The following is a 21,370-nucleotide window of genomic DNA, read 5'->3' as shown; positions in this document are numbered from 1 at the left end:
GCTAAGAAAAATTTCGCTATTCTTCGGGCATGTATTGGGCTTCAAGCTCGCGGAATTTTCGTACCGCCTGGATGGTGTCCGCACCATCAGAAACTTGAATCGCCCACAACGGCATATACTCGAATTCAGGAAGTTCGAGACGTGCCATACGAGCACCTTCGGGAACGGATAGTCCGTAAATGAGTTGCCAATAATAAAACCGAGTTCCGATAATATTACGGACTTCTACGCCATCACTATTGACCCGCACACGAGGACGCGAAAGCGCGAGCCAAACTAAAACAGAAATAATCACGCCGACGCCGGGAAATGCAATGAAATCGACGCCAGTGACCGATGCCCCAGTAAATTCGAGGCTAAGTTGCCACGCCATGAAAATGTGAACAGCCATGATGATCGGGATCAAGAACATGGCGTAGACGCGCAGTTTACGAGAAGTAATGGTTAACTCCCACGGTTTATTGCTCGTCACCGAAAATGGATCCAACGCGGTATACGCTGCTAATTTCTTTTCGTCGAGCTGCTGTTCTTTGTGAAACTGTTGGTGGGAATTCGTCTCATCAGATTGGGACGTCATGCTTGTTCCTCGCAAATGTCTGTCTCACGGTGGTGCGCAGTGGCACGCAGCTCACGAAGGGTAGCCAATGTGTCAAGCGCTGCAGCCATGGCCTCACCACCCTTATCCTCAATCGAATCCGGAAACCCAGCTCTGGCACGTGCCTGCTCTTGGGAATTCACGGTCAACACCCCGTTGGTAACCGGGGTCGATTCATCCAGACTCACCCGGGTCAACCCCTGGGTCACAGAATCACAGACATAATCAAAGTGCGGGGTTCCGCCCCGAATCACGCAACCCAAAGCAACCACGGCGTCGAATTGCCGTGCCGCTTGCTGGACAACAACTGGCAGCTCAATCGCACCCATGACACGTGCTTCCGAAACCGTGGCCCCTGCTTCAGCAGCCACGGCTAGCGCCCGGGAGCGCATCTGCTCACAGACTTCCTGGTTCCAGCGAGTGCTCACTACGCATACTCGCACCCCTTTAGCGCTGCCTAGGGGGATCTGCGGTGCTCCACCGTGTGCCATGTCAGCTCCTTGCTGTAAATAGATATATGATGACGCAAATTTGCCGCGGATTATTGTGGACGTTGCACATCCCAGTCCGCAACCGTTGGCAAGTCATGCCCCATGCGGTCACGTTTCGTACGTAGATACGCGATGTTATCTTCGTTCGCTTCGGTAAGCAGTGCAGTGCGTTTAGATACTTCGACGCCAAACCCTTCCAAGGCTTCAGCCTTGAACGGGTTATTGGTCAACAAATTCGCGCTCGCGATTCCCAGATCAGCCAAAATCTGACCAGCCACGGAAAATTCGCGTGCGTCCGCAGGCAGCCCTTGTTCCAAATTCGCGTCTACGGTATCGGCACCACTTTCCTGCAGACGATAAGCTTTAAGCTTGGCGAGAAGCCCGATGCCCCGGCCCTCGTGTCCGCGAATATAGATCACTACGCCGCTACCAGCTCTTTGGATATAGTCAATCGCTTGATCCAGCTGCTGTCCACAGTCACAGCGACGCGAGTGGAAAACATCACCAGTGAGACATTCCGAATGCACGCGTACTGGGACGTCTGTGGCATTGTGCAACTCGTCCACCGAGCCCGCGATCAGTGCCACATGCTCCGTCCCATCCACCTGGTGGCGGTACCCGAGCGCAGTCATCGGTCCAGCATCCGTCGGCAAGCTGGTTGCTACCTCACGGACCACCTGCATTTCATTACGACGTCGCCACTGAATCATTTGCTCTATTGAGATCAAAGCCAGGTCATGGGTATCGGCAAATTCCCGTAGTTCCGGAAGACGTGCCATATCGGTCGGGTCTTTTTCCGACACAATTTCACAGATCACACCGGCCGGGCGCAAACCTGCCAAGCGTGCCAAATCAACAGAAGCTTCGGTGTGTCCGTTGCGGTCCAACACACCATTAGGGCGAGCGCTCAGGGGTACGACGTGGCCCGGGCGGGTGAACTGCTCCCGATGCGCATCCGCGGACGCCAATGCACGCAAGGTCTTGGCACGACTAGCCGCAGAAATACCAGTGGTGCCGTCATTGAAATCAACAGTCACGGTATAAGCCGTACCGCGCACGTCCTCGTTAACCGCCGCCATAGGCGGCAAGCCCAGCTGATTGAGGTCGTCTGGAAGCATCGGCGCGCAGATATAACCAGAGGTGTACCGGACCATAAAAGCCACTAATTCTGGAGTAGCTTTTTCTGCGGCAAAAATTAGATCGCCTTCGTTTTCGCGGTCTTCATCATCTACGACCACTACAGCTTTGCCTGCCCGAATATCGGCTATTGCACGTTCGACGCTATCAAGCTTGATTGCTTTGCCATCCTGGGTGACCTCGATGCTCATATGTCTCCACTTTAGTGTGTGTCTGACGGAAAGCTATAACCGGTCGGTGTTCCCGCGGCCAACAGCTTTTCGACGTATTTGCCGATGATGTCGACCTCTAGATTAACCCTCTCGCCCACTGCCAAGGTGCCTAAGGTGGTTTCGGACAATGTCGTAGGGATCAAGGAGACTTCAAACCAGTCGCCACTGTCAGCATTAGGGATAGGAGTCGTTCTAGGAATCGCTTCAAATTCTGGACCAGAGGGCACAGTCGATGTCGCGGCCGTGGCCGCAGCTGATGGTCTAGGAGTCTCAGAAATAGCAGACACAGTCAAAGACACACCGCTGATAGCAATAGACCCTTTTTCTACGACGTATTTTGCCAGTTGCGCTGGTAATTCGAAGCGCAAAACTTCCCAGTTCTCTGAGGGAGTGCGAGAAACCAGTCGCGCTGTACCATCAACATGCCCTTGCATGATGTGCCCACCAAGTCGCGCGTCGGCACGGAGCGCACGTTCGAGGTTCACTATGCTGCCAGGGCGCAAGTCGCCCAGCACTGAACGATTTAGTGATTCCTGCATGACATCAGCGCCAAAAACTCCGGATTCAACATCCAACTCCGCAACCGTCAAGCAGACGCCGTTGACTGCTATGGAATCCCCCAGGCTGGCATCGTGCATGATTCTCCCACCTTGGATGCTCACACGAACCGCATCACCGACGTTGTCGACCGTTACGACCTCACCAGTGTTTTCTACCAATCCACTAAACATTTATTGCCTTTCTCCGTAGCTTATCTACTTCGCTCCCGACACCATGGTCAACAACACATCATTGCCAAGTCTTTCGACACGATTGATCTCTAAACGCATGCCATCTGCCAGATTCACACCAACAGCAGAAGCAAGCACACTACGCCCGTCTCCTAGCAATAACGGTGCCACATATGCTTGCACTGCATCGACGTAACCACTCCCGACAAATGAACTCAGGAGTTTCGGACCGCCCTCGACTAGCACATCTCGACAGCCCTGTTCCCATAAGGCAGTCAGAGCAGTAGGAATATCGGGGTATTGTGCAAAGCCGAGACGCTGCAAATTACTGCATGCGGACAAATCTGACTTGCCGATTACCACACGACGTGGCTGCTGCTTATACGACAAGGTTTCTCCGGTTTCGGAGATATAGCGAGCGGTCAACGATGGATTATCGGCTAACGCTGTCCCCGTGCCAATAATGATCGCATCACGTTTACTACGATCGAGATGCACCCTCTCTCTTGCCTTAGAACCAGTGATCCACTTGCTTGATCCGTCAGATGCAGCACTAAACCCATCGACCGATTGTGCGAACTTTGCCGTGACGTGCACTCGTCCCATGGCTGTAGCCTGCAGCCATGGCTCCAGCTCGTCGCCTAAAATCGCGGTGGAATCCCGCTGCAAAAGACCAGAGGCCCCAAGATGATGAACCGCAATTCCCGCCGCGCGTAGTTTTTCTGCACCACCGGCTGCAATCACATTGGGGTCAGCATGTAAATAATGCACTGAAGCCACACCTGCATCGATGAGAGCTTGCGAGCACGGGCCGGTCCTGCCTTGATGGTTGCACGGTTCGAGGGTGACCACTACATGCGCACCCTTCGAAGACCTACCCGCCTGGTCCAACGCAACAATTTCTGCATGTCGCCCACCTGGCGGTTCAGTGGCGCCGACTCCACAAATATCTCCATTCTCAGTCAGAATTACTGCCCCTACGGGCGGATTCGGGCTTGTGCTACCACGGACCTCCAGGGCTGCTCGGTGAGCTGCCGAGAGCGCAACGTTGAGAATACGAGCGTCTAAGGCGCTCGCAGAAAATTCAGAAGTCATTTAGTGTTGTGTCGCCCCAGTCGCTAACGCGCGAAGATGATTCACCGCTGCTGCCGGATCTGTTTTCTTGAAGACCGCGGAGCCTGCAACGAAGGCGTCACAACCAGCTTCAGCGGATTTCTCGATTGTATGTTCTGAAATTCCGCCGTCAATCTCGATGAGACAATCAAGATTCCGCTCATCAATGGCCTGGCGCAGTGCGCGAACTTTGTCTAATTGGTCAGGCATGAACGATTGTCCACCAAATCCGGGCTCGACACTCATTACCAAGGCCAAGTCGAAATGTTCAAGATCCGCAAGATACGGCTCAATCGGGGTAGCTGGTTTCAGCGAGAAGCCAGCACGAACGCCTTTTTCCCGGATCTTTTTGGCTAAAGCAACATGGTCATCAGTCGCTTCTACATGGAAGATGATGCAATCAGCACCGGCAGCAATATAGGTATCGACCCAGTGCTCCGGATTTTCGATCATCAAATGCACATCTAAATACTGCTCAGTGATCTTATCGACGGTTGCGGTCACATCCGGACCAAACGACAAGTTTGGGACAAAATGTCCGTCCATGATGTCCACGTGAATCCAGTCAGCGTTGTCAACGCTACGGACTTGATCGCCAAGACTGGAAAAATCCGCGGCTAAAATAGACGGCGCGATCAAGGCCCGCCGCTTGATTAACGGATCAGAAATAGAAGACGACGCATCAAGGGGCGAGACTCCCGGAGAGGAATTTGCTGAATCACGAACAGACATACTGGCCATTCTACGGTTATTCGGGCTAACGTCTAGTCCACTGGTTTAGGTAATCTTCCGGCGGAGCACAGCAAAAAACATAGCGTCAGTGCCGTGCCTATGTGGCCACATCTGTGCCGAAAGGAAATTCCCAGTGCCGATTCCTGGAATGTCCGGAAGAGTTGCCAACGCTGATAATTCTTCTACCGCCGGGCCGTCAGTATCCCCCAAAATTGTGTCGACGATTGACCGCGTTTCACGCAGGTCTGGCGAGCACGTGGAATAAACCACCACCCCACCTGGTCGCACCAACTGCAGCGCTGAGCGTAATAACTCCACTTGCAGTGTATTCAAATCCAGAATATCGCGATCGTCTTTTTTCCAGCGTGCTTCCGGACGTCGACGTAACGCTCCCAGCCCTGAGCATGGGGCGTCGACAAGCACCCGGTCAAAACCAGCTGCTAACCCCGGACTTCTACCGTCAGCCACGTGCACTGTGACCGGCAAATCAGCCACCGTTGAGCGAATCAATTCCGCACGGTGAGGCGAGACTTCCACCGCGTCTACCGAGGCACCATCGATGGCGGCTAAAGCACCTAACAGAGCAGCTTTTCCACCAGGCCCAGCACAAAGGTCGAGCCAGCGCCCAGAGTCTTCTCCCAGCACCTCGGCTTCCACGACCGCACGCGCAATCAACTGCGAACCTTCATCTTGCACTGCCGCCATTGACTGCTGCACTGGTTCCAGTGCCCCCGGGTTGCCACCAGACTCCAAGTACACCGCATATGGGCTATACCTGCCGGTTTCTCCCCCAATCATCAACGCGAGTTCTTCAGCACTAATCTCTCCTGGACGCGCGACCAAATGCACCAATGGGCGCTCTGAATCGGCCGCAAGCGCAGCGGCAAGTTCTGGATGAATCCCGTCAGAATGCGGGCTTTCCACACCTAAGCTGGCATCTTGGTTTTCCGCTAACAACGCCTCATTGAACGACCGTGCAATCCACTCAGGGTGCGCATGTTCAAATGCCAAACCAGCGAGTTCACCTTCTGGTCGCAGCTGTGCGATCCATTGCTCTCGGGGGGTTCGGCCGACCGTGCGCAAAATGCCGTTAACAAAACCTTTAGCCTTACCATGCTCAGCCGATTCGACTAGCCGTACTGAAGTATCCACAGCAGCATGATCATCAACGCGCGTAAACAACAATTGGTAAGTTCCCAAGCGAAGGGCATTCAGGACCGGCGTGGCGAGCGAGTCCAACTCGCGTGACGAGCACGCGTCAATCACAGTATCGAGAACGCCAAGCGACCGGAGACAGCCATAGGTGATTTCTGTTGCAAACGCAGCATCACGCCCTTTAACACGCTCTTCCCGCAAACATTTCGGCAAAATCAAATTCGCATAGGCATCATCGTCGCTAACCCGATTCAAGACCGCAAAGGCAAGCAGGCGAGGCTTGTCGACGCCCGCTGTCTCGCGGTGTGTTCGCTTCTGTCGCTTCTGCTGCTTGTAGCTGTGTGGACGCCGCTTGTCATGCTGTTGCGACTTAGCTCCTCGAGCATCCGTCTTTTTTCCAGTCTGGTTGCCTGCTTTATCCGCTAAACGTGGGGATTCGCCGGAACGCGACCGAGATCGAAATCCGCCAGCTGCTGCACTCATGACAAAATTCCTTCCGGTTGATTTCCGCGCGCCCAAGCTGCGGCATCCATTCTCTTCTTTCCTGGTGCTTGGACCATTCCCAAGCGCACTGGTGTAGTAGCGGTGCCAACAAACACATCGTTTTTCGCAACATACAATTCGCCAGCAGACAAAGATTTCTTCGCAAACAGGGCCGCAGCGTCACTCCCCGCTGTAACCAGCGTCACCGGTGCAATCTTTAAACGTTGCTCACCGAGCATCGTCCACGCGCCAGGACCGGGTGTATAAGCCCGAATGTGCCGATCGATCGCAAAATCTGGTTGTGACCAATCGATGTGCGCCTGCTCAGCAGAAATTTTCGGGGCGTAGGTGGCCTCACCAGATTGCGGCTGCGCCTCTAAGCGTTCGTCGGCAAGCCCATCCATGGTAGCAACCAACAAATCCGCGCCGGAATAAGCCAGACGCGTCAACAGATCATCCGCCGTATCGTCGTCACGAATAACCTCCGTCACCGTGCCAAATACGTCCCCGGTATCAAGTCCTTCTTCGATCCGGAATGTGCTGGCACCAGTAATGTCATCGCCATGCGCAATCGCAGCTTGCACCGGAGCCGCTCCGCGCCACTGTGGAAGTAGAGAAAAATGCAGATTAATCCAGCCATGCCGGGCAACGTCCAACAAATCCGTACTAATCAATTTACCGTAGGCCACCACAGCGATTGCCTCCGGAGCTAATTCCTGCAACCAGGCGCGAACCTGAGAACCATCCTCGGTGTTCGCACGCAAAGTCTCGGGAGTAAGCACCTCAATCCCACGTTCCCGAGCCAAAGCTGCAACCGGCGACGACGCCAAACTACGACCGCGCCCTTTCCGTGCATCTGGACGGGTAAGCACACCGACGACCTCGTGCTCAGATTCCAAGAGTGCTTCCAAAGCCACAACAGCCGGCTCCGGTGTACCAGCAAACACAATCCGCATTGTTCTTCCTACTCCTTTAATGGTCCATAACTATTCAGACTAACCGATTCTGATTTAACCAATATGGGGCGGATCGACCTGAATCCGTAAAGGAAGCTCGTCTTTACGCAAACTACGAGCCACCGCAGCGGTCCGCAACGCCACACCTAGTTCCGCCCGGGGCCCCAACGGGGTCCGCACCAAAATTCTCTGTGGGAGGCCAAAGCGCTGTTCATCATAGTCCCCGGGCAACCTGGTGGAATAAGGCAGGTCAACTGGGCCCAGTACCTCCGCGTGCGCTGGAAGTTCAACTAAGTCAAGAAACATGTCCAGGCTCGCATCCGCGCCATCAATAGCAGCCATATGCACGGCGGGGGGAAATTTGGTCTCCCTACGCCCTGCCAATTCAGCTGTTGCAGCGCCTACGGGGTCCCAACGAATCAAATACTGCACGGACGGCAAGCTAGCTTCAGCCACAACGATGACCATGCCACCTGAAGCACGACTTTCCACTAAAGCGGCAGCGCGCATCCACGTCGCCAGAGTATCTTCCGCGGCACGTAAATCCTGCCTGCCAAGCAAAGCCCAAGTATCTAATAACAACGCGGCCCCGTAATGGCCACCATCCACCAGGGGTTCCGCACCTGGGGTCGCAACCACCAACGCGGGTGAATCTGGAACCGAATCCAATACCCGCGAACCACCAGAGGTAATCACACGTGTGGACGGAAACGCTCTCCCCAATTCTTCCGCGGTGCGTTGCGCACCAAGTACCACTGCCCGGAGACGTTGTGAGCCACATTCGCCGCACCGAAACGATGAGTGAATCGCTCCACACCATCGACATGTGGGCACTTCCGCTCGTGATTCGGTTGATGTCGCAACTCGTGACTGTGACTGTATCGCGCTTGTCGTGGATGCTGCCACAGCAGCCGCAGGATCCTGCCCAGGTAATCCTACCGGCCCATTACAGATACGACATCGCGCTGGATGTCGGCACTGTGCGCAAGACAGCGTCGGGATATAGCCCTTCCGTGGAACTTGCACCAATACTGGCTTTCCTGCAGAAAGCGCCCGACGAGCTGCATCAAACGCGAGCCCTGGTACACGAGCCTGCGCGGCTACCGGGTCTTTTTCCAGTTCAAAATCCGTATCGGCTGCCGCTCGTATAAGTGGGGACGATTCGCGTACTCGATCGCGTGAAGCAAGCAAACCGTGCATCCAGCCGGCTTCCACCAATAGCTGTGTCTCCGCGGTGCGGGCAAGCCCGCCAATGAGCAACGAGCAGCCCTCCAGCCCAGCACGCGTGGTCAGCACTTCCCGAGCGTGAGCATAAGGAGCTCGCTGTTCGATGAGGTTTTCGTCTCCATCATCGATAATGACAGCTAAACTTAGGTTTTTCAGTGGCGCATACGCCGCGCTGCGCGTACCAATTACTACCCGTGCTTGTCCATGTAAGACGGATAAAAATCTACGGTAGCGTCCCTGCGCCCCCAACTGAGCGTTAAGCACCGTGATTTGCTTCGGCCCCAAATGCTCGCGAAGGGCAGTTTCCACGCGGTCAAGATCCCTTTGATCAGGAACCACAGCCAGTGCTCCGCCCCCATCAATGGCCACTTTCGCTAGCAACGACGCCACGATGCCTGCCCAGTCATCGCCTGGTGTGATCTGCCATGCAGCGCGTGCGGAACGGCGAGCCAGTACTGAATCAACAAAAGACTGCCCGTGCCGATAATTCGACCAACCAGAAAGGTCCGGCTCAATAGCTTCGCCGAGTTTGTCCCAGGCAGTAACAAAATCGGAGGATTCCGCTTGGGCATGACGCGGAGGTATCGCGGTTCTAATGAGGTCCGCACGGGTGCCGCCATAGCGCTGCGCCAGGGATTCCACAAGCCGTGCGGTCTGCTGCGGATAGACAACGTGCTCGGAATAAACCCGCTCTAGATAACGCAATCGCCCTAAATGCTCTGAGTGCGCACGACGTTCCAACACAATCCCGTCGACGAGTCGGCCGTGAAATCGAATGCGCACACGAGTACCTGCCTGGGCTACTTTGTCGTCTTTGTCTGCGACTAAGTAATCAAACCCACGGTCCAGATGTGCTAACCCCAAAAGAGGCAACACATGCGCAACCGGATGAGCTAGCTCCATAAACTCTCCATGAAGAGCTAGGATACCCCCGCGGCAGCCCGTAATTGCTCAACACGGTTCGTCTGTTCCCATGGCAGATTCAAATCTGTGCGACCGAAATGGCCGTAAGCAGCGGTAGGACGGTAAATCGGACGCAATAGATCTAACTCACGAATAATAACCGCAGGGCGAAGGTCAAAAGTCTTCGCGACGGCAGCTTGAATTGATTCATCGTCCAACCCATGGTGCGCAGTGCCAAAGGTTTCGACATAGAGTCCCACAGGATTCGCCCGCCCGATAGCATATGCGACCTGTACTTCTGCACGGTCAGCCAGACCCGCAGCCACAATATTTTTAGCGACCCAACGCATCGCGTAGGCTGCGGAACGATCTACCTTCGACGGATCTTTCCCGGAAAAGGCTCCTCCACCGTGACGCGCCATGCCACCATAAGTGTCAACGATAATCTTGCGTCCGGTCAGGCCTGCATCGCCCATAGGACCGCCCAGGATGAAGGAACCGGAGGGATTAATAAGCAGCGTAACATCGTCGGTATAGAAATTCTGCAGTCCAGCTTCAGAAATAACGTATTCGATGACGTGCGTGCGGAGCTGCTCTTCCAACCATTCCTGCGTAACTTCCGGATCGTGTTGCGTAGAAATCACGATAGTGTCAATGTGCGATGGACGATCACCGGAATACGCAAACGTCGCCTGAGTTTTACCGTCCGGGCGCAAGTGCGGAACAATTCCTTGCTTCCGCACCTCCGTGAGTCGACGAGACAACCGGTGCGCGAGTGCGATTGGCAACGGCATAAACTCTGCAGTCTCATTCGTTGCATAGCCGAACATGAGCCCTTGGTCACCGGCACCAGCGAGATCATCGTCGTCAAGCTGCAATCCCGAACGCGCTTCATGCGAGCGATCGACTCCATCCCCAATTTCCTGAGACTGCTCGCCAATGGCAATATTCACGCCACAAGTACGACCATCAAAACCAACATCTGAACTGGTAAAACCAATATCGACAAGGGTTTTCCGAACTAATTGCGGGATCTCTACGTAACTCTTGGTACGCACTTCACCAGCGACATGAACTTGCCCGGTAGTCACTAGTGTTTCCACTGCCACGCGTGCATGTTGATCCTTAGCCAGGAGAGCGTCCAATATGCTGTCCGATATTGCATCGCAAATCTTGTCGGGGTGACCTTCTGTCACAGATTCTGAAGTAAACAGACGCAGGCCCGAGGCGCTTGCGCGAACTGGTGCAGCCACAAAAAATCCTTAATGAGCAGAGAAAACGACGTACATTGCTTATTCATGCTGTCCAAAACAGCTTGTGTGGCGCAGATAACTACTTCAGAAAACCACGCCTGAATACCACTTAGTATAGATTACTATAGACAAAGCTGTCTACAGGCGCAATGCCAATTTATCCAAAATCTGGGCAGCCACCATATGCTTCGTCGCCGCAGCGATCTCACTAATCCCGCCGTCCTTATCCAGGAGGTAGCCCTGGTTAGTGGATTGCCCGAAAACTTTGCCAACACCGACTTCATTGCACATCAGCATGTCGCAGCCCTTACGTTCGAGCTTTTCTTGGGCATATGTCAGAATCGATTGGGTATCGTCGCCCGTTTCAGCAGCAAAACCCATGATGACAGTCTCTGGAGCCAACGTGCGGTTTGCCCGCGCTTTAACCAGGCTAGCTAACACGTCCGGATTTTCCGTCATCTCAATTCTGTTCAGACTGGGACTGTCCGTCTCATTCGATTTCTTCATTTTGAATTCTGCTGGATTCGCCGGACGAAAATCCGACACCGCTGCAGCCATGATGATTAAGTCAGCCTCCGGTGCCTGATTGTGCAGCTCTTGCTGCAGTTCTCGGGTTGTTTCCACCGGAATAACGGTGGCCCCGGGAGGAGCTTGCAAGGCGGCACAATTCGCAGCGACCACAGTGACCGTAGCTCCCCGCTGTACTGCGATTTCTGCCAAGGCAAAGCCTTGTTTTCCAGAAGAGCGGTTACCGATAAAACGAACCGGATCAATAATTTCTTGCGTTCCACCTGCGCTAATAAGTACGTTAACCCCCGCAAGCGTCTGTTTCATGCTGGCACCGGAAAAAACAGTTCGCGCAATATCAGCGATATGGCTGGGTTCCGGCAATCGCCCCGGCCCGGAGTCTTTGCCAGTCAGACGACCGGTGGCAGGATTTACCACGACGATCCCCCGTTCACGCAGCGTTGCAACGTTAGCTTGCGTGGCCGGATTCTCCCACATTTCTGTGTGCATAGCCGGTGCAATAATCACTGGACAAGCCGCCACCAACACGGTAGCCGCCAATAAATCATCAGCACGCCCATGAGCCACACGAGCCAAAAAATCTGCGGTAGCGGGAGCAATAATGATGCCATCCGCTTCCTGACCTAGCCGGACATGGGCGACTTCATCAACTTCAGAGAACACCGTGGTAGAAACAGGGTTACCGGACAACGCCTCAAAGGTCGCGCTACCCACAAACCGCAAGGCAGATTCGGTGGGAATAACACGAACCTGGTCACCTGCTTCGGTGAAGTCTCGAATCAACTGACAAGACTTATAAGCAGCAATCCCACCACATACCCCGATGACGAGGTTGCGTGGCTGGCTTTGATCTCCAGGCATCGTACGTTGGCCTCCTGCTGGTTGGGCTAGCTCATAATGGGGACGTAGAAAAATCCTACCGCGCTAAACAAAATGGCAATAAAGCCGATCGCTACGTAAATGTATCGATTAGTCACCTTGACTTCCGCGACAGTCACGTCCGACTCTACGCGCTGCTTTAACTCCGAAATGTACTGCCACGAGTTTTTCTCGACTGGTCGAAGCATTGATCCAATGATGACCGCGATCAAACTTGCCGCAAGTCCGAACAACACCGGGTGGAATGCCATCGGCCAGTCCACACCCCCGAAGGTCTTGATGCTCTCCAGGATCAAGGTAATCACGCCACCCAACAACATTCCCCAAAACGCGCCAGTTTCGGAAATCCGCTTTGACTGTGTAGAGGCGAAGGCCACAATTCCCCAGGAAGCAGCAAAAAACGATGCAGCCATATAACCAATATCGAGCACGCTCGGGGTAGCAATATAGGCCAACAGCAACGCGATGGCCCCCACGATCAACATTGCCCAACGAGCACTGCGCACATTATCAGTCTTTGTATCTCCACCATCGAGACCTTCACCACGGCGGAACATCGGCCCCACGTCGTGTGCTGCACTGAAGCCGACTAACGACAAGAACGTCGATGCTGAAGATAAACCAGCAGCGACGATACCCGTGACAAGAATAACACCAATTGCAGTCGGCATGATGTTGTATGCAGCCCAAATGAATACCTGGGAGTTCGGTTCAATGTCCGGGTTAATCAAATTCACGGCATACGCCGCGAACATGACGAAAAGATAGAAAGATGGGATTATCAGCAGGGTAACAATACCCGCCCGTATAGCAGTGTGACTGGATTTTGCCATCATGTAACGCGAAGCCTGCCACGGGCTCACAGCCGTGACAAAGGCCCACACCAGACCAAAGGTGAATATATAGATGAGGGCTTCCCCTATCGAGTTCAGACGCTCACCTGGTCCTTCAACCTGACCATGCCACAACAAGCCTTCGCGCAGCGTAGGGTCAGCTGCCAGTTTGTTGAAGGTTTCTTTTACGCCACCGGCCTCCCGGAAAATCGCTACCGACCCCAGCACGCCTCCGATGATAAAGAAAAAGAACATCATCGTATCGGTAATAATTACGCCCTTGGATCCAGACAACACCGTAAAAATCGTAAATGCCACCCAGGTTATGAACACCGCCCAAAAACCATCGATCCCCAGAATTGCTTCGATAACGACCGCTAGGCCACGAGTAACGGTAACCAGATAGAGCCCCATACCCACTAACACTGAAGCCCCAGCTAGAGCCCGTAACCGAGACGAGTTAAACCGCTTGCCAAAAAATTCCGGGATGGTCAATGCGTCAGAATCGCGGAGATAACGACCAAACAGTACGACCCCGGCCAGGTAGCCCATTTTGGACATGACACCGAGCAATAGGATTGGCCAAGGGAAACCGTCGTAGGCCATACCCGCCTCACCCATGAGCGCCACCGTCGACAGAAAGGAAGCCACGAGCGTACCGACGATGAACAAAACGCCGACGTTGCGACCCGCAACAAAGTAGTCGTTTTTATTATTAATTCCCCGACTAACCCAAATTCCGACTACCAAAAACCCGATAAACGAGAGGATTACAGTGATCGTGAATGTATCCACTATTTCTCAACCTCCCCGTTCTGCTCGGCGGGGTGCTGGGCGTTTTTCAATTCAGAATTCAGCTTCCAAAAGGCCAAACCAAGTCCGACACTAAACACCACAATATGCAATATGCTGGGAAACAGCAGTTCGAGCATTCATCACTCCATTCAACAACTCATCAGAACCAGGGTTCTCAAACAGTGGAATCCTAGCGTACTTTATAGTTATTGTCAGGTTTCTCACACGCCCCACAGCTTGCGCCAACGCCAGAGTTCCCTGTTACGTGCGCGAACAACTTGAATTCAGAGGGGTGTTGCACACGGAAAACCCACCGCCCCGTTCTCGGGGACAGTGGGTTATAGAATAAGCAATGAAGCAGAGACTCGATACCAGCTAAGCGTCGAAGCCTACACAACACTAAAAGTTATTCATTGCAGCGGAGCGAATTAGCGAGCTTCTTCGTGATCTAACAAGCCTTCTTCGATTTCACGCAAAGACAAAGAGAGAGGTTTTTCGCCTGGCTCTGGGGTGACCAGCGGACCGACGAATTCGAATACGCCCTCGTCTTGCTCCTGGTAATAACTATTAATCTGGCGTGCGCGCTTCGCAGCAAAGATCACCAGAGCATACTTCGACGAGACTTTATTCAGTAGTTCGTCGATCGGTGGATCAGTGATGCCTTCGGGTGTGTCGAAGACGCTGTCAGATTTCGTGGACTCAGTAGCCACTACGAGACCAACCCCTTTTCGCGTTGAGTGTATGAAAATATATTAGCCGTCCAGGTGAAACAAGAGCTAACTGCGCAAGAATTCACTAATGGACTCTACGGCCTGTTTTAGATCATCGTTAACCACAACGTGATCGAATTCGCCCTGTGCATCCAACTCTATACGAGCTGTGTCTAAGCGACGACGGACAACATCGTCTGGTTCGGTACCCCGGTTGCTCAAGCGCTCGCACAGCACCTCCCAAGACGGTGGCGCCAAAAATATCGTGGTTGCTTCCGGCATCTTTGCCTTCACATTTCTTGCACCTTCCAGGTCCACCTCTACAAGCACAGGGCGGCCTTGTTCCAAGGCCTCGGTTACTGGCTGAGCAGGTGTACCTGAACGCTGCAAGCCGGAGTGTACCTCTGCCCATTCAAGCATTTTCCCGCTGTCAATGGTCTCCTGGAAACGCTCGGGGCTAACGAAATAATAGTCGACTCCATCAGCCTCTCCAGGACGCGGTGCCCTGGTGGTCATAGAAACTGAAAAATAGAGATCTGGAACGGTAGTGCGCAGTTGTTTCACGACCGTCGATTTTCCAACGGCCGTCGGCCCAGCTAACACGACCAAACGGCCCCGTGGTATCACGCCGGTCATTAGCTTTAGTTTTCGGAGTATCCGAAACGATCCAGCAATGCACGACGCTGGCGCTCACCCAAGCCGCGAAGGCGACGAGTCTGAGCAATCTCCAGGTCCTCCATGATTTCGCGTGCCTTGACCTTACCAACCTTAGGCAAAGCTTCCAGCAAAGCCGCAACCTTGGTCTTGCCGATGATCTCATCGGTTTCAGCCTTGTCCAGAACTTCTTTTAGATTGGTTCCGCCACGCTTCAGTTCGGCTTTGAGCTCAGCGCGTGCTTTACGTGCCTCAGCAGCCTTTGCCAGGGCTTCTTTACGCTGCTCATCAGTCAACTTTGGAAGGGCCACGTGGATTCCTCCGATTCAATGTGGGTTTATGGTTCTTATCTTCGGCAACTGTATCAGTTGCCTCCCGACTAGGAATTATAGAGCCGAGATCTATAGAGCCGAGACGCGGTCAATTGACGTGAACTAGCCACTTGTGCCACTCACGTTTCTGACAACGTCAGCTTTTCGCATATCTTAACACCGCAACCAGGCAATCCGCGATATTGCACCAGGCACAACGGCATAATTCTGTCATGCCACAGCTTCATCCACGATATTTTCTCGCAGAATATTCAAATGGTACAAACGACTGAATATTAACGCCCAGGAAAATTATTAGCCTCCTTCAGAACCGCTTTCCGCAGGTCAGAAACATCGGGGCCTGCGGAAAGTACACTCCGAGAGACATTAGGAAATGACCATTCTGTCGCATCTGCTGTAATCCGTGCGATGTCAGCCACAGTGCCGCCTTGCGCCCCAACTCCGGGCATGAGTATTGGACCATTGAATCCGCCCAGATCGAGCGGGCTAGACACTGTAGCTCCCACGACAATTCCCAGCACTGCTGCATTACGGTTTTGGTTAAAATCCCGGCAATAGTCCACTACGTGCTGCGCTAAACTGACGCCTGCTTGTTGAAAGCTTTGCAGTTCTACCGCTTCCGGGTTCGAAGTTGCCGCTAGCACGAAAACGCCGGCGCCATTTTGCTCCGCAGCTGCAATTGCTGGTTTTAGTGCCCCCAAACCGAGATATGGAGCCACTGTGACAGCATCAGCGTGTAACGGCGAATCCGGATCGAGCCAAGCAGACGCATATCCTTCCATGGTGGAACCGATATCGCCGCGTTTGGCATCCGCAATTACCAGCGCACCTGCGTCTCGTAGCGCGTCGAGCGTTTCTTCCAGCACCGCATAACCTGCAGCACCGAAGCGTTCATAAAACGCGACCTGCGGCTTGACGACGCATGCAGTATCCGCAAAGGCGTCGACACAACGCCGGGAGAATTCTCGCAACCCAGCAATATCGTTGGCAAGCCCCCAATCCTGTAATAGACCTGCATGCGGATCAATACCGACGCATAGCCGCCCGCGCTCGGCGGCACGCTCGCGAAGACGTTCGCCAAAACTAACAGAATTGTCTCGCGTACTAGTCGCCATGGTTAAGTTCCTGCAAGCTACGGACGGTCAACTCATCTCCGCGGAGAGCTTCGATTCCCTGCACCGCTGCGGTGATTCCTTGGACGGTGGTAACGGCAGGAATTCCTACTGAAATTGCTGCAGTACGAATGTCATAGCCATCATGGCGGGCACCAGCAGAGCCAGCCGGGGTATTCAGGATCAGATCGATATCGCCTTCAGTGATCTGATCAACGATGGATTTTCCTTCGACTTTGCCGGCACGGATTTCCGACGCCTTATGCGCAATCTCACAATCAATGCCGTTACGACGAAGCATCTGTGCAGTGCCTGCGGTCGCTACGAGGTTAAATCCAAGCGAAGCGAGACGCTGAATAGGAACGATCAAAGTACGCTTGTCCCGGTTTGCCACGGAAACAAACACCGTTCCCTGGCGGGGCGGACAGCCAAAAGCTGCGGTTTCCGCTTTGGCATAAGCAGCGCCGAAGTTATCTGCCAAGCCCATTACTTCACCGGTAGATTTCATTTCCGGTGACAGCAAGGTATCTAATGGAGTACCATCCGGACGCCGGAAGCGCTTGAACGGCATCACGGCTTCCTTCACTGCGATTGGGTGATCCAATGGGAGTGACCCGCCATCATAAGTCGTTGGAATCATTCGTTCAGCACGTAAGTCTTGCAACGTCGCACCAAGCATAATCCGCGCTGCAGCCTTGGCCAGTGGTACACCGGTAGCTTTCGAAACAAACGGAACTGTGCGAGAAGCGCGCGGGTTCGCTTCAATGACGTAGAGAATGTCATCTTTGAGCGCAAACTGTACGTTTATCAAGCCTTTTACACCGATGCCGTGCGCCAATGCTTTGGTCGATTCACGTACTTTGTCGATATCTTCCGGCCCCAATGTCATCGGCGGCAATGCACACGACGAATCACCGGAGTGAATGCCCGCTTCCTCAATGTGTTCCATCACGCCAGCAAGATAGACTTCTTCCCCGTCGCACAGAGCGTCAACATCAATTTCAATCGCCGAATCTAAGAAGCGATCCACTAGGACCGGGTGGTCTTCACTAAGCTCCGTAGCGCGTTCAATATAGCTTTCCAGGCTGGCCTCGTCATAGACGATTTCCATGCCGCGTCCACCAAGCACGTAGGAAGGGCGCACAAGCACTGGGTAGCCGACCTGCGCAGCGACTTCGCGCGCTTCAGCATACGTGGTCGCAGTACCAAAATCTGGTGCTGGCAGTTTAGCTTGCGCCAACACTTTACCGAAGACCCCACGATCTTCAGCATTATTAATAGCCTCTGGACTGGTTCCCACCACTGGTACCCCGGCAGCCGCGAGACGTTCAGCCAGGCCGAGTGGTGTTTGTCCGCCGAGCTGCACGATCACGCCAGCGACGTTTCCGGACTGAGATTCAGCGTAGTAGACCTCCATGACATCTTCGAAAGTCAGAGGTTCAAAATATAGGCGGTCAGCCGTGTCATAGTCCGTGGAGACTGTCTCAGGGTTGCAGTTAACCATTACGGTTTCGTAGCCAATACGCGACAGTTCCAACGCGGCATGCACACATGAATAGTCGAACTCGATTCCCTGACCGATGCGGTTTGGCCCAGAGCCCAAGATTATGACTTTGTCCTTGTCAGGCTGCTCAGAAACCTCTGATTCTGCGTTTGGATCATATTCATAGGCCGAATAATGATACGGCGTATGGGCTTCAAATTCTCCAGCGCAGGTATCAACAGTCTTGTAGACAGGGCGGATGCCCAGGCTCCAGCGCAATGAACGCACGCCGTCTTCGCCAGCAAACTCTGGTCGAAGCGCAGCGATCTGTGCATCTGACAGGCCCATAACTTTCGCCTGCCGGAGTAGTTGCTCGTCTAAGACCGGTGCGGTGCGCAGAAAATTACCAAATTCCACGAGGTGCGCTAATTCGGCAAGGAACCAGGGATCAATTTCGGAAGCTTCGTGCACTGCATCAATGCTGGCACCCCAACGAATAGCCAATTCAGCATCGTACATACGCCCTGCGGTTGGGCGCCGCAAGCGATCAAGAATCTCAGAAACCTCAGTTGCCTCGCCAGCGATGACCTCATCTGGCACAGTCCAAAGGCCAAACGGTTTGGCTTCCAGCGAGCGCATAACTTTGTTCAAGCCTTGGATATAGTTACGACCAATTCCCATGGCCTCGCCCACCGATTTCATAGTGGTCGTCAGAGTGTCATCTGCACCCGGGAATTTTTCAAAGGCAAAACGGGGTGCTTTTACGATGACATAGTCCAAAGTCGGCTCAAAGGCTGCCGGAGTAGTCCCCGTGATGTCATTGCTAACCTCATCCAAGGAATATCCGATCGCGAGCTTGGCTGCCAGCTTTGCAATCGGAAATCCAGTGGCCTTGGATGCCAGAGCTGACGAGCGCGACACTCGCGGGTTCATCTCAATAACAATGATGCGCCCGTCGTCCGGGTTGATCGCAAACTGGATATTACATCCGCCGGTATCCACTCCCACTTCGCGAATAATGTCGATACCCAGATCACGCATTCTCTGGAATTCACGGTCGGTTAGCGTCAGGGCAGGCGCTACCGTTACCGAATCACCCGTGTGCACGCCGAGGGCATCGACATTTTCGATGGAGGCAATGACCACGACGTTATCATCGCCGTCGCGCATCAACTCCAACTCGAATTCTTTCCAACCTAATATGGATTCTTCAATGAGAACATTCGCATCTGGAGATGCAGCGATACCTCCACCGGCAATTCTTTCCAAATCCTCGTAGGTGTAAGCAAGCCCCGAACCAAGGCCGCCCATGGTAAACGATGGACGCACTACGACCGGAAGCCCTAACCGCTCGACGCACGCATGGACTTCGTCCATCGTGTAGCACACCTCGGAACGTGCTGATTCACCACCGACTTTCTCGACGATATCTTTAAACTTCTGACGATCTTCGCCACGTTCGATCGCATCGATATCAGCACCGATAAGCTCAATGCCGTGTTTATCCAGAACACCAGCACGGTCTAATTGGATCGCAGCATTCAACGCAGTTTGTCCGCCAAGTGTCGCAAGCACAGCGTCAATCGGATGGCCACCGGCGCGTTCTTTTTCGATGATTTTCTCTATGTACTCAGTCTCGATCGGTTCAACGTAAGTTGCGTCAGCAAACTCCGGATCGGTCATGATCGTAGCTGGATTTGAATTCACCAAGGTTACCCGTAGGCCCTCAGCCTTCAGAACCCGGCATGCCTGTGTACCCGAATAATCGAACTCACAAGCTTGGCCAATAACAATTGGTCCAGATCCAATGACCAGGACGTGTTGAATATCAGGGCGCTTTGGCATAATTAAGCTTTCCTTTCCTGGTCGTGCTGATCAAGCAGAGCGAGAAATTGATCGAAAAGTGGGTGGGCATCGTGTGGCCCCGCAGCTGACTCTGGGTGGTATTGAACCGAATAAGCCAAACCACTACGAAGTGCCACGCCTTCAACAGTGCCATCGTTAAGACAAGTATGAGTGATTAACGCCGGTCCGAAATCAGTGGAAAACGCTCGATCAGTTTCTGGGCTGTCAGCAGTCAAAGTCTTGGTATTACCAGGCGCGGCCAAGGCAAAACCGTGGTTTTGCGAGGTGATGTCGATCTTCCCTGACTCATGGTGCACCACTGGAACATTGATTCCACGGTGCCCAAACTTCATTTTGTACGTCTCTAAGCCCAACGCTCGCCCAAGCAGCTGATTACCGAAACAGATACCGAAAAACGGAATTTTTGCAGCCAAAATTTCGCGTAGCGTAGACACCATCTCATCCGCTGTGGCCGGATCTCCCGGGCCATTAGAGATAAATACTCCATCAGGCTGCAGCTCTTGCACTTCCGCAAAACTAGTACCCGCCGGAACCACCACAGTTTCAATTCCACGACGCGCAAAATTGCGCGGCGTCGCAGTCTTGATACCCATGTCGAAGGCAACTACGCGGTGACGGGTCTGCCCTTCTGCAGGCACCGTGTAGGCTTTATCTACCGACACCTCACTGGCCAAATCCGCACCGGCCATGTCGTTCTGTCCCTGAACTTCTGCAATCAGCTCAGCATGCGGACGTTGTGCTTGCGCACCAGAAAATATTCCGGCCTTCACGGAGCCATGATTACGGAGACGCCGAACTAACGTGCGCGTATCGATACCCGAAATTCCTATGATTCCCTGCTTTTGCATAACTTCGGGTAACGAGCTCGTCGCACGCCAATTGGACACGCGATGAGCCAGGTCACGAATAACGAGCCCTGCGACCCAGATTCGCCCATCATGTGACTCATCATCTTCCTCATTCCAGCCGGTATTACCAATGTGCGGAGCCGCGGCCACCACAATCTGACGATGGTACGACGGATCCGTCATCGTCTCTTGGTAACCAGTCATCGCAGTTGTAAATACAGCCTCTCCGAGGTTTTTTCCGGTTGCGCCGAATCCAAACCCCGGATATACACTGCCGTCTCCGAGGACAAGGACTGCAGGTATTGCCTCCGGTGGATAGCTTCTGGCTGCAGGATTATTCAC

The 21,370-nt window shown here is 53.6% G+C and carries 19 protein-coding genes; all 19 read right to left on the bottom strand.

What is annotated here, in order from left to right:
• Positions 1 to 16: 16 nt before the first annotated feature.
• Complete coding sequence (locus A5774_RS03340; RefSeq protein WP_064833319.1) at positions 17 to 577, bottom strand: PH domain-containing protein; 561 nt, start codon at positions 575 to 577, stop codon at positions 17 to 19.
• Positions 574 to 1,086, bottom strand: coding sequence for a 6,7-dimethyl-8-ribityllumazine synthase (gene ribH / locus A5774_RS03335; RefSeq protein WP_023019433.1), 513 nt, complete (start codon positions 1,084 to 1,086; stop codon positions 574 to 576). The genes A5774_RS03340 and ribH overlap by 4 nt, the downstream gene beginning before the upstream one ends.
• A 50-nt stretch (positions 1,087 to 1,136) precedes the next feature.
• Positions 1,137 to 2,414, bottom strand: a complete 1,278-nt coding sequence (locus A5774_RS03330; RefSeq protein ID WP_023019432.1) for a bifunctional 3,4-dihydroxy-2-butanone-4-phosphate synthase/GTP cyclohydrolase II — start codon at positions 2,412 to 2,414, stop codon at positions 1,137 to 1,139.
• A gap of 11 nt (positions 2,415 to 2,425) precedes the next feature.
• A complete protein-coding gene (locus A5774_RS03325; RefSeq protein WP_064833317.1) occupies positions 2,426 to 3,166 on the bottom strand; it encodes a riboflavin synthase in 741 nt (246 codons plus the stop codon).
• Positions 3,167 to 3,190: 24 nt separating this feature from the next.
• Positions 3,191 to 4,261 carry a bifunctional diaminohydroxyphosphoribosylaminopyrimidine deaminase/5-amino-6-(5-phosphoribosylamino)uracil reductase RibD gene (gene ribD, locus A5774_RS03320; protein WP_064833315.1) on the bottom strand — a complete coding sequence of 357 codons (1,071 nt, stop codon included), beginning with the start codon at positions 4,259 to 4,261 and terminating at the stop codon, positions 3,191 to 3,193.
• Positions 4,262 to 5,011: a ribulose-phosphate 3-epimerase gene (rpe, locus tag A5774_RS03315; RefSeq protein ID WP_081820590.1), complete on the bottom strand. Its 750-nt coding sequence runs from the start codon at positions 5,009 to 5,011 to the stop codon at positions 4,262 to 4,264. It abuts the gene before it with no gap.
• 45 nt (positions 5,012 to 5,056) lie between these two features.
• Positions 5,057 to 6,649: an RsmB/NOP family class I SAM-dependent RNA methyltransferase gene (locus tag A5774_RS03310; protein ID WP_064833313.1), complete on the bottom strand. Its 1,593-nt coding sequence runs from the start codon at positions 6,647 to 6,649 to the stop codon at positions 5,057 to 5,059.
• Complete coding sequence (gene fmt, locus A5774_RS03305) at positions 6,646 to 7,605, bottom strand: methionyl-tRNA formyltransferase (RefSeq protein ID WP_064833312.1); 960 nt, start codon at positions 7,603 to 7,605, stop codon at positions 6,646 to 6,648. The genes A5774_RS03310 and fmt overlap by 4 nt, the downstream gene beginning before the upstream one ends.
• Positions 7,606 to 7,659: 54 nt before the next feature.
• Positions 7,660 to 9,735 (bottom strand): primosomal protein N', encoded by a 2,076-nt coding sequence (locus A5774_RS03300; protein ID WP_064833311.1) that lies wholly within the window; start codon positions 9,733 to 9,735, stop codon positions 7,660 to 7,662.
• Positions 9,736 to 9,752: 17 nt separating this feature from the next.
• Complete coding sequence (gene metK, locus A5774_RS03295; protein ID WP_064833309.1) at positions 9,753 to 10,988, bottom strand: methionine adenosyltransferase; 1,236 nt, start codon at positions 10,986 to 10,988, stop codon at positions 9,753 to 9,755.
• A 138-nt stretch (positions 10,989 to 11,126) separates the two neighbouring features.
• Positions 11,127 to 12,377 (bottom strand): bifunctional phosphopantothenoylcysteine decarboxylase/phosphopantothenate--cysteine ligase CoaBC, encoded by a 1,251-nt coding sequence (coaBC, locus tag A5774_RS03290; RefSeq protein WP_064833307.1) that lies wholly within the window; start codon positions 12,375 to 12,377, stop codon positions 11,127 to 11,129.
• 26 nt (positions 12,378 to 12,403) lie between these two features.
• On the bottom strand, positions 12,404 to 14,023 hold the full coding sequence (locus tag A5774_RS03285) for a sodium:solute symporter (protein ID WP_021353979.1): 1,620 nt from the start codon (positions 14,021 to 14,023) through the stop codon (positions 12,404 to 12,406).
• A complete protein-coding gene (locus A5774_RS11185) occupies positions 14,023 to 14,160 on the bottom strand; it encodes a hypothetical protein (protein WP_021353980.1) in 138 nt (45 codons plus the stop codon). Before A5774_RS11185 ends, A5774_RS03285 begins: the two co-directional genes overlap by 1 nt.
• Positions 14,161 to 14,451: 291 nt before the next feature.
• Positions 14,452 to 14,733 carry a DNA-directed RNA polymerase subunit omega gene (rpoZ, locus tag A5774_RS03280; RefSeq protein WP_023019425.1) on the bottom strand — a complete coding sequence of 94 codons (282 nt, stop codon included), beginning with the start codon at positions 14,731 to 14,733 and terminating at the stop codon, positions 14,452 to 14,454.
• Between the two features lie 66 nt (positions 14,734 to 14,799).
• On the bottom strand, positions 14,800 to 15,369 hold the full coding sequence (gene gmk / locus A5774_RS03275; RefSeq protein ID WP_021352520.1) for a guanylate kinase: 570 nt from the start codon (positions 15,367 to 15,369) through the stop codon (positions 14,800 to 14,802).
• Positions 15,370 to 15,374: 5 nt separating this feature from the next.
• Positions 15,375 to 15,698, bottom strand: a complete 324-nt coding sequence (gene mihF, locus A5774_RS03270; RefSeq protein ID WP_021352521.1) for an integration host factor, actinobacterial type — start codon at positions 15,696 to 15,698, stop codon at positions 15,375 to 15,377.
• A gap of 296 nt (positions 15,699 to 15,994) precedes the next feature.
• Positions 15,995 to 16,834: an orotidine-5'-phosphate decarboxylase gene (gene pyrF / locus A5774_RS03265; protein WP_021352522.1), complete on the bottom strand. Its 840-nt coding sequence runs from the start codon at positions 16,832 to 16,834 to the stop codon at positions 15,995 to 15,997.
• Positions 16,824 to 20,159, bottom strand: coding sequence for a carbamoyl-phosphate synthase large subunit (carB, locus tag A5774_RS03260; RefSeq protein WP_064833305.1), 3,336 nt, complete (start codon positions 20,157 to 20,159; stop codon positions 16,824 to 16,826). Before carB ends, pyrF begins: the two co-directional genes overlap by 11 nt.
• 2 nt (positions 20,160 to 20,161) lie before the next feature.
• The gene (gene carA, locus A5774_RS03255) at positions 20,162 to 21,370 is read right to left on the bottom strand and encodes a glutamine-hydrolyzing carbamoyl-phosphate synthase small subunit (RefSeq protein ID WP_064833304.1); all 1,209 of its coding nucleotides are present in this window, start codon (positions 21,368 to 21,370) and stop codon (positions 20,162 to 20,164) included.

Source organism: Corynebacterium sp. EPI-003-04-2554_SCH2473622 (assembly GCF_001665955.1).
Classification (GTDB): domain Bacteria; phylum Actinomycetota; class Actinomycetes; order Mycobacteriales; family Mycobacteriaceae; genus Corynebacterium; species Corynebacterium pseudodiphtheriticum.
This window is presented reverse-complemented; position numbering and strand designations above follow the sequence as displayed.